Annotated in this window: 8 protein-coding genes and 3 pseudogenes; 1 reads left to right on the forward strand and 10 read right to left on the reverse strand. The window is 62.7% G+C overall.

The features are described 5' to 3' along the window. Window positions 1–469 precede the first annotated feature (469 nt). The 10 genes and pseudogenes from CYU59_RS28855 to CYU59_RS28900 all read right to left on the reverse strand — a co-directional run bounded on the left by CYU59_RS28855 (window position 470) and on the right by CYU59_RS28900 (window position 8124). Window positions 470–1507, reverse strand: a complete 1038-nt coding sequence (locus CYU59_RS28855) for a ferredoxin--NADP reductase (protein WP_293010579.1) — start codon at window positions 1505–1507, stop codon at window positions 470–472. Further along, complete coding sequence (locus tag CYU59_RS28860; RefSeq protein WP_293010581.1) at window positions 1504–2415, reverse strand: alpha/beta hydrolase; 912 nt, start codon at window positions 2413–2415, stop codon at window positions 1504–1506. Before CYU59_RS28860 ends, CYU59_RS28855 begins: the two co-directional genes overlap by 4 nt. Before the next feature lie 7 nt (window positions 2416–2422). Further along, entirely contained in the window at window positions 2423–3379 is a 957-nt protein-coding gene (locus CYU59_RS28865; protein ID WP_293010583.1) for an SDR family NAD(P)-dependent oxidoreductase, read from the reverse strand. After that, complete coding sequence (locus CYU59_RS28870; RefSeq protein WP_293010585.1) at window positions 3376–4953, reverse strand: NAD(P)/FAD-dependent oxidoreductase; 1578 nt, start codon at window positions 4951–4953, stop codon at window positions 3376–3378. The genes CYU59_RS28865 and CYU59_RS28870 overlap by 4 nt, the downstream gene beginning before the upstream one ends. 22 nt (window positions 4954–4975) lie before the next feature. Beyond that, entirely contained in the window at window positions 4976–5308 is a 333-nt protein-coding gene (locus CYU59_RS28875) for a metal-dependent hydrolase (RefSeq protein ID WP_293010587.1), read from the reverse strand. A 61-nt stretch (window positions 5309–5369) separates the two neighbouring features. After that, window positions 5370–5537, reverse strand: a pseudogene (locus tag CYU59_RS28880) (metal-dependent hydrolase); the annotation flags it as partial. 40 nt (window positions 5538–5577) lie between these two features. Next, a pseudogene (locus tag CYU59_RS28885) lies at window positions 5578–5847 on the reverse strand (metal-dependent hydrolase); the annotation flags it as partial. Window positions 5848–6170: 323 nt separating this feature from the next. Continuing rightward, window positions 6171–7007: pseudogene (locus tag CYU59_RS28890) on the reverse strand (transposase); the annotation flags it as partial. Between the two features lie 83 nt (window positions 7008–7090). Beyond that, window positions 7091–7453, reverse strand: coding sequence for a hypothetical protein (locus tag CYU59_RS28895; RefSeq protein WP_293010589.1), 363 nt, complete (start codon window positions 7451–7453; stop codon window positions 7091–7093). A gap of 221 nt (window positions 7454–7674) precedes the next feature. Further along, entirely contained in the window at window positions 7675–8124 is a 450-nt protein-coding gene (locus CYU59_RS28900) for an SRPBCC family protein (protein ID WP_293010591.1), read from the reverse strand. A gap of 321 nt (window positions 8125–8445) precedes the next feature. Between CYU59_RS28900 and CYU59_RS28905 the strand changes: the two genes are divergently transcribed. Next, the gene (locus CYU59_RS28905; RefSeq protein ID WP_293010593.1) at window positions 8446–9147 is read left to right on the forward strand and encodes a TetR/AcrR family transcriptional regulator; all 702 of its coding nucleotides are present in this window, start codon (window positions 8446–8448) and stop codon (window positions 9145–9147) included. The last annotated feature ends 183 nt before the right edge of the window (window positions 9148–9330 follow it).

Below are 9330 nucleotides of genomic sequence, written 5' to 3' on the forward strand. Positions count from 1 at the left end.
CCCGCCCCACCCGGCGACACGGACCACCGAACGCGGCCAAACCCCTAAAACCCAGATCCGCTAACCCGCCCCGGCACCGAGTCCGACCACCACCACCACCCGGACGAAAAATCGAGGCTAACGACGACGATGGGCGCCTACAACCCGATGAGCTACCACAACGGATCGGTGTGGCCGCACGACACCGGCATCGCCGTCGCCGGCCTACTGCGATGCCGGAACGTGCCGGGCGCCGGGCGGCTAGCCCGGAGGACTCAGTAACGGGGACTCGTCACCAGGACTTCTACAATACCCAGCGCCGGCATAGCTCGGCGGCATTGATGTCGCCGATCCAATACGAGAGACTCGCTGCAGACCAACCGGCTGCAGATTAAGAGAAGCCTTCACGATTCCGGGGAGAGCCCATTGCGACGTGTCAGCCGCCCCCTGCCCAGGTTACAAGTGCCGACCGCGAACTCTGCCGGGGACTCTATTGGTCGAACGCGATGTGCACCTGAGCGGATTCCGGCAGCGTCTGGCACGCGAGGGTTAGGCCCTTCTCGAGTTCCTCGTCGATGAGTGACTCATTTAGGAGCATTCGAGTTCGTCCGCTCTTGACTGAGCACACGCACGTACCGCAGGCCGACTCGCGGCACACGTAAGGGGCGTCGAGGCCCTTGGCCAGCAGGATGTCGAGAAGTGGTGTGTCCTCCGGCCAGTCGAGCTCGTAGGTCTGGCCTTCGAACTCGACTTTTGCGGTCGTTGCGCTGTTGGGATTCGATGCCAGTACAGATGCGGTAGGGGCGGCGAACGGGTTGGCCTCCAGCGATCGGTACTCCTCGTTGCGGACGCGGTCGTCCGCAACGCCCAAGCGAGTCAACGCCGCCATGGTCTGTGACGCGAATCCCGTTGGACCACACAGGTATACATCGCGATCAGCGAAACTCTCTACAAGAGACGCAATGCCGTCAGCGGCCGGTAAGCCCCTGTCTTCCTCAAGCCAGTGCAATACGTGCAGGCGGTTCGGGAACTTGGCGGCCAGCATGTCGATCTGTCCGGCGAAAATGACCGAGTCGATATCGCGGTTGGCGTAGAGCAAAGCAACGTTTCCGGTGCCCGCGAGAAGAATCGACTTGGCGATGGAGATGACGGGTGTGATGCCACTGCCAGCCGCACATAACAGGACGTCACAATCCAGCGAGCTGGGTACGAAATCGCCCGCGGGCTCCAGCACCGTTAGGACTGAGTTGACGGCCGCGTTGTCACAGATCCAGTTCGACGCGTAGCCGTCGGCCGTGCGCTTCACGGTGACGGCGGGCCTGCCGTCACCGTGCGGACTGCTCGAAAGGGAGTAGCACCGCGCAACCGACCTGCAGCGCTCACTGGGCACCTCGATGGTCAGGAACTGTCCGGGTGCATAGGCGAACCTCTCGGCCAGCTCTGTCGGCACGTCGAAGACGAGTGTGACGGCGTCGGCGGTCTCTTTAATGACCTCGAAGAGTCTGAGCGGATGTGCGCGAGAATTCATCCCGCCGCTCCCGCCCGCTTCCACGCGGACGCCCGGGCCTTGGCCGTTAGCGCCAGGACATGGGCGGCCACGGCTTCGCGGCGATTATAGGGCAGGTGTTGGCCGGCACCCTGGTAGACGATCACCTGGCTGTTGGGAATCAGCTGGGCGATCCGCCAGGCATGCGCCGGTGACGTCAGCCCGTCCTTGGTCCCGGCTATCACCAAGACATCGACGTCGTTGAACTTCACCAATGCCTCATAGCGGTTGTGCCGCAGCAGCGACTGACCCAACAATGCCACCGCGCGCGGTTGGCCTGTGCCACTTGCCGGATTGAACGGTTCATGTCGCGCCGCCGCGGTCGCGAGCCGAATAACGCCCCTTTGGTGCCTTGCCGCGCGAGGAACAGCGGCTTGCTCGGCACCCTCAGCCGGGACGACACGACAAGGCGGGCCCGCAACAGGGGATCGACTCCGCGGGTCTTTCGTATCGTGCCCAGTAAGGTCACCTGCGCTGGTTGCCACGAACGCCGCGCCGAAGACCCGCTCCTCGATCACTGCCGGGTAGAGCAGCGCAAGCGCCATCAGTGTCATTCCGCCGAGGGAATGACGGCCGAACACGATGGGTCCGTCAGGTACGTGCACCCGAAGCAGGGCGGCCAGGTCGTCGGCGAGGATCCTGATGGATGCTGGTGCATTCGACGAGCTGCCGTGGCCCCGGTGGTCGTAAGCCAGAACCCGCAGTGCTGGATCCGTCGTTACCAGTAGTTCGGCCACGTCGTCCCAGCTCCGGCTGGATACACCCGAGCCGTGGGTGAGGACGACCGTGACGTCGGCGTCGGGTGCGCCGCATTCATTGACATGCAGCCATCCGTTGTCGATCGGCAGGCGGAACTGGCGCCGCAACACCGGCGATCGGTCTCTGGGCATCGGTGAGCTACTTGCTGTCGCTGAGGACGGGCGGCTTGTGGTCTATCCCAGCGGCAGCCGGATCGTTCGGCGCCCCTGGGCCCAGCCGGTTCAGAAACCGCAAACCCAGCTTCTCCATGGTCTGTACTGAGAACGGTTGTGTCATCCGCCGATTGATTCCGGGGGCGAGACGGAGCATGAAATAACCCAGCCAGGCTTCGGTGCGCACCGGCACGATCGCGAGGTCGAAACGCACGGCCCGCACCGCGGCGCGGGCGACGAGGTCGGGGCTCATCGGCGAGAAAGGTAGCTTCTCGCCGAGTTCCTGGAGTTGCCTGGTGACTTGCTTGCCGCGCTCGATGAGATCGTTGTCGACGCCCACGGTGTGAGCGTTCTCAGCGATATTCGTGTTGATCACGCCCGGGCAGATCGCACTGACGCCGATGCCCTGGGAACCGAACTCCAAGCGCAGGCACTCGGTCAGCATCTTCACGCCGGCTTTGGATACTGAGTAGGGCGCCATCACAGGTGTGGGCGTGAACGCCGCCGCCGACGCGATGTTGACGATGTGACCGCCCTTACCCCGCTCGATCATTTGCGCACCGAACGTGCGACAGCCGTGGACGACGCCCATCAGGTTAAGGCTGAGCTGGCGGTCCCAATCCGCGGGCGTGAGGTCGAGGAATGGTCCACCGACAACCATCCCGGCGTTGTTTACCAAGATGTCGACGAATCCGTGGTCGGCGAGCACGTCGCGGGCGAAGACCTCCCAGTCGTGCGGATCGGTGACGTCCAGGCGCGAAGCCGACGCTTTGTGGCCCGCCGCCCTGATCATCGCCCGGGTGGCCAACGCCGCGTCCAGGTCGATATCGGAGACCACCACGTGGGCGCCGTGTTTGGCGAACCGGATCGCGGTGGCTCGACCGATACCGCTACCGGCGCCGGTGACCACCACGCGCTCAGGTTTGAGCTTGTTGAACTTCACGGTGCCTCCGTAGATGTCGATGCGAAGTCGACTGCCGACACGGCTGTGGTGCCGTAGTGGTAGACGTCGAGGTCGAAATGCCGGTTTTGCCAGTACATTTCACCGTGTGTCGTCGGCCGGAATGGAGAATCGCCCTTGTCGTCGATATAGTACGTGTTCGAACCCGAGCAGGTAGGCGTGAACAGGAAGTTGCGCGACTGGCGTTTGAGGCACTTCTGGAAATACTCATCGTGAGCCTCCTGGCTGATCTCGCACTCGTTCGCGCCACGACGTTTGGTCTCCGCGATGGCACGGCTCAGATGGGCCGCCGTCGCCTCGATCATCCAGAGGTACGAGCCGAGCACAAATCCATAAGGCCCGGTGATCATGAAGACGTTCGGGAAGCCTGGGACCGAAACCCCTTGGTACGCCTGGTACCTGTTCTCGTCCCAGAAATTCTCCAGGTCCAGACCAGCCCGGCCGGCCACCGGGAAGGGCGGAACTGATCCCTTCTCCCACAGCTTGAACCCGGTCGCGCAGATTAGGACGTCGATTTCGTGCTCGACACCGTCGGCCGTGAGTACGCCCTTGTCAGTAACGCGCTCGATCGACTCGGTAATCAGGCTGACGTCATCGCGGTTGAAGGTCTTCAGATATTCGTTCGACATCGACGGCCGCTTGCAGCCCAGCCCGTACTGCGGGATCAGCTTCTCCCGCGTGGCGGTATCAACGACCTGACTGCGCATCCAACGGCGGGTGGGCACTTCCAGTAGCTTGCGGGTGGAATCCCCCATCCAGGTCGGTCCCGTGAGCAGTCCGCTCAAAGCGATCTCCGTCGCGATGGTGCCGACGAGGCGGATAGCGGATCGGATCCGCTTGCGTCCCATGATCTTGCGGCCCACTGGACCCAATGCTGCATCTCGTTTGGGAAACACCCAGATCGGTGTGCGCTGGAAGACGGTGAGGTAGTCGACCTCGTCGACGATGGCCGGGATCAGCTGCAACGACGTTGCGCCGGTTCCGATTACCGCGACGCGCCTACCTGCGAGCGCGACGTCATGATCCCGGAGCGCGGTATGCATCAAAGTGCCGCCAAACTCGTCGATGCCTGGGATGTCGGGCATCTTCGGACGCTCAAGCCCGCCGGTCGCCATCGCCACGTACCGGCCGGTGATCTCCGCGCCCGAGTCGGTGGTAAGCCGCCAGATGCTGTTCTGCTCGTCGAATCTGGCGGACACGATCGTAGTCCTGAGCCGGAGTTTCTCCCGCAGGCCATATTTGTCGACAACATTGTCGGCGTAGTCCCGCAGCTCGTTACCGGGAGCGAAGATCCGGGACCAGTCGCCGCGCTGGTCGAACGAGAAGCTGTAGATCACCGACGGGATGTCCACCGCGACACCCGGGTAGGTGTTCGCATGCCATGTGCCACCGACCCAATCCCACTTGTCGACGATCACGAAGTCGTGAATGCCTTGTCGCTGTAATGCGATACCGGTTCCAATTCCGCCGAACCCGGCTCCGACTACGACCACCTCGTGGTCGGGAGTCACCCGTTGGTCGGTCCCGGAACGATCGAGGTCGATACCGGTGCTCACGGTACGTACCTCGTTCTTCCGGTTATTTGAGGCGGTCGACGAGAATGCCTTCGGTACCGAATCGTTTCCTTTGCCACTTCTGCCGGACGGCATCGGTGTCGATGCCGTCGGGATGGAATCCCCTGCGCATGTAGGGCATTATCTCCGCCATCAGGCCGCCGAGAATCGGTCGGCGGAAGATGCCGTACATCTGGCGCAACAGCTTGATCGGCCGCCATCCGCTCGGGTCGGCGAGCACCGAGACAACGACTGCCGCCGTCACGAACGGAATGGTGAAGTAGTACATGAACCTCATCACGCCGATCCGGATCGATTCCGGCCCACCTACCGCCCGGTAGACGTCGAACGCCACCACCGTGTTCGAGTTCCTCGAATGCGTGCCAGTTCACCAAGCGCCAGGCCTCGGGATCAGCCGGATTAGACTGGATCTTAGGAGTTTCCAGCACCCGGTGCCCCAGTGTTGCGGTGTGTTGCTCGGCCGCCGCGGTGATGGCGAGGCGCACTTTGGCGGGAAGGACCTTCTCGCCGAAGACGAAGAGCCTCTGCCGCAGGGTGTTCGGGCCGAAATTCCGGAACCGCAGCATTGGGGTAGCCCTTTTCGATCAACTTCTCGTTGAGCTGGCGATGCTGCTGGCCGTGCACCGCCTCCTGGCCGATGAAGCCAGCGGACCCGCTTCTTGAGCACCGGATCGGTGATCTCGTCGGAAAACGCCGCACCGAACGCATGAACGACTCCTCGCCGGGCGCGAAGGTGCCGGGGAAATTCGCCAACATATGGCTGAGCGCGATGTCGCCGTCGACAAAGTGTCGGTTAATCGGTTCGGGTTCGCCGAACCGGAACTCGATCCGCCAAACCTTCGGATATGCCTCCGCGGAAACCTTACGAGTGGTCATTTCGGTCGATCTCCTATCGGGCTGTGTCCTCGTACGGTCGACTACTTGAGGTGGCCGACCAGCGCGCCTTCCAATCGTTCCTCATGACTGTCGCCTTTCATCGAACACCCAGTAACTAGTACTAACGGTACCGTTGTGAGAGTCACGATAAGCGCCCCGGATGCGCTGCGCAAGGCCTGAGTCGATGGTCAACGCCGACGTGAAGTCGTAGTCGGATGGCACGGCTGCTACCCGCTCAAACATGGGATATGCCGGAATTCAAGTATTAGGTACTGGCGGTAAGGCGTACTGGCGTACGCCTGTCGGTCCACGACCCGGCTGGGTCAACGGCCTCCGACCCAGGAGATTCTCAATGACGTTGTCGCGGCGGTATTTGCGGGCTGGCGGACGGCGTGGTCGCGATTGGCGATGGCCCAGAGGACGTTGAGGCGTCGGCGGGCCAGGGCGGGGACGGCTTGGGTGCGTTTTTTGGCTTCGGTTCTTTTCCGGTCGTAGGTGCGCGAGGCCGGGTCTGTGCGGTTGGCGATCTGGGCGGACACGTAGCAGGCCCGCAGCATTCGTCGGTCGTAGCGGCGAGGTGGTTTGCGGTTGCCGCTGATCCGCCCGGAATCCCGCCTTACTGGAGCCAGCCCGGACACGCCGGCGAGGCGGTCGACACTGTCAAAGGCGGTCATGTCGCCGCCGGTGGCGGCGAGGAATTCAGCGCCAAGCTGGACACCGAATCCGGGCATGCTCAAGATGATCTCGGCGTGGCGGTGGCGGCGAAATCGGTCGTCGATCATCGCTTTGGTGTCGCCGATTTCGGGTCAAAGCCATCACCTCCTTAGCCAGCCGCGCGACGATGGCGGCGGCGGTCGTTTGTCCCGGCACCATGGTGTGCGGCGCGTTGGCGGCCTCGATTGCGGCGGCTGCGATGGCAGCGGCGTTGCGGGCCTTGCGTTTGCGCAGCCAGGTTTCCAGTCGCGCGGTGCAGCCCGTCGGGGTTTGATAGCCGGTGAGCAGTATCAGGGCGGCCTTGCTGTGGCTGTATTCGAACGCCTGCTCCACGAGCGGGGACGTACTCCCGCAGCTGGGCACGCAGCCGGTTGATCGCCCGGGTGCGATCAACGACCAAGTCGCTACGCCGCGCGGGTCAGGATCCGCAGATCCACCGCGATCTCCGCCTCCGGGTCGCGGTGGCTGTGTCAACGGCGGTCGAAAATTGACCCCTTTTCGACGGGTGATTTCGACACGGGGTCAGTTTTCATGCGTCGCCGACAGGCTGCAGGTCGCGGCGCATGCGGGCCTGATCGGCGATGATGGCGCCCAAACCATTCGTATGCACCGCCACAGCGCCCAGGACATCCTCGCCAAGGTCGCCCCGCGGACGCGTCGCCCTCCAAGCGGTCGACCAATGACGAGACACACCACTGGCTGCAGTGGATGGATTCGTCGACCTCATCAGCGCCTGGCAAGCAGGGCCATCGAGGTCGACGCACAGCAGATCGTTGATCACACCAGCCGATTGGCAGCAACGCTGTCGATCAATACCTTCGTCAAGAACCAGCGGCGTAGCGCCGTCGATCGACCGGACGACGTCGTCGCGGCTGCGCTGCTGGTCAGACACGTCACGTCCGGCCGCTGAACACTGGGTCTCACCGCATGAGCGATCAGTGCAATCTCGCTCGCGACGTTGGTTAGCGACTCGTCGCGGCTCCCAAACGTGCAGCAAGCCAAAAAACTAATCCGTGCGAGGGTCGGTCGAGGTCGTCGCCAAGAACATTTTCGGCGAATCGTCTCATGCAACTGGTTAACCGGTAGTCGGAGACCTCGTTAGCAGGAACCTTTTCAGCAGGTGCGTAGGCATTGCCGACGAAGTGCCCGTTCGGTGTAGCGGATACCTGAACCAAGCAACGGCTCGATAGCGCGCTGGAGAACTTTGCCCGCGAGCCCACCGGGGAACTTGTAGTCGACAGTTATCTCAGTGCGGGTTAGTGCCGACCCCAGCGGCGTCACGGCAACGGTTGCTGAGGCCACGATGCCATTGTCTAGCGTCAACGCCTCAGTGATGCGTCGAGACGGCTCGCACTCGGTGATGCGACTCGTTCCGGTCATGGCGATCGGTCCGATCTTGCCGGTTACTCGAAATTCGGCGCCCACCCCATCGGACAGTGCGCCGATCGGCTCGATGGTCTGCAACCCGAACACCCACTCCGGCATCTGCCGATAGTCTACAGCGTAGTCAAAAACCACTTCAGCCGGTAACTCTAGAGTGTCGGACGCGGCCACGATCGTCATGCGCCGCCAGCACAGGCCAAGGGCTCCGCTGTACCACCGCCGACGAATCGATCCCCGCAGTCTGCGCGCATGTGTCGACCGTATCACCGTTACAACTCTTCAACAGAAGTGGGTTTCGAGCCTCCCTCGTTTTGGCTCGACCGGCCGCTACGATGAATCGCGTGCATGATGGTGAAGGCGGATCGTCACGAGCGGTGCGACCTTTCAGGTGGCTCCACGCAACAGGTGGCACACAGAGCGGGGTAGTGTCACGGAGGTGCGTGACGCGCTGTTGCATATCGCACGGCCTTTATGCCTTTGGGTAAATTTATTGGGGTGTCGATGGACTTAGGTGCCGCGGGGCGGTTGCTACCGGAGTTGACTGGGGATGCCCGAGCCGATCGTTGGCGCGAGCATCGAGTTGCTGTGCGGGCGGAGCTGGTAGAGGCAACGCTTCGCGCGATCGACGAGTACGGGCCTGACTTGTCGATCGACGATGTCATAAAGACCGCGGCGATTCCCAGGCCCAAGTTGTATCGGTTCTTCGCCGATAAGGACGCCTTATTCGCCGCGGTCGGTCAGCGGGTGCAGGAGATGATTGTCGAGCAAGTCGTGCCGCAGTTGGATGCCGCCAGCACGGCGTTGGAGCTGGTCAGTTCAGCGGTGGAAGCGTATGTCAGGCTCGTGGATGACCGGCCGAATCTTTTTCGTTTCCTGGTGAATTCCCATTTCAGGGATGGGTGTTCGCCCGCGGATTTGATTGAGGGTGGCAGGCCGCTCTCGAACGCCACGAGGGATGTTTGGTCGGCCACTATCCAGGCGCGTGGTGGCGAGGGCTCCAACTTTGAATATGTTGTGGATGCTGCCCTGGGAGCGGTGGGGCTTGGTGTGCTGCGCTGGCTGAATTTCCCGACCATCAGCAGGGATGCCCTTGCCGAGGAGTTGACCGCTTTTTTGTGGGGCGCCTTCCAGGCAGTTGCGGGGGCGCGTGGGGTGCGCCTCAATCGCGACACGAAGCTGGAGTTGTTGGCCGAAGCTCATTGAGCGGCCGTTTTCCCAAGTGGGTGGCTGGCGGTGCCGACATGCCGGGCCGTGGCGGCTTAGCCTCGATTTTTCGTCCGGGTGGTGGTGGTCGGACTCGGTGCCGGGGCGGGTTAGCGGATCTGGGTTTTAGGGGTTTGGCCGCGTTCGGTGGTCCCGTGTCGCCGGGTGGGGCGGGCTTTCCAA

It is taken from the genome of Mycobacterium sp. (genome assembly GCF_002863225.1).
Classification (GTDB): domain Bacteria; phylum Actinomycetota; class Actinomycetes; order Mycobacteriales; family Mycobacteriaceae; genus Mycobacterium.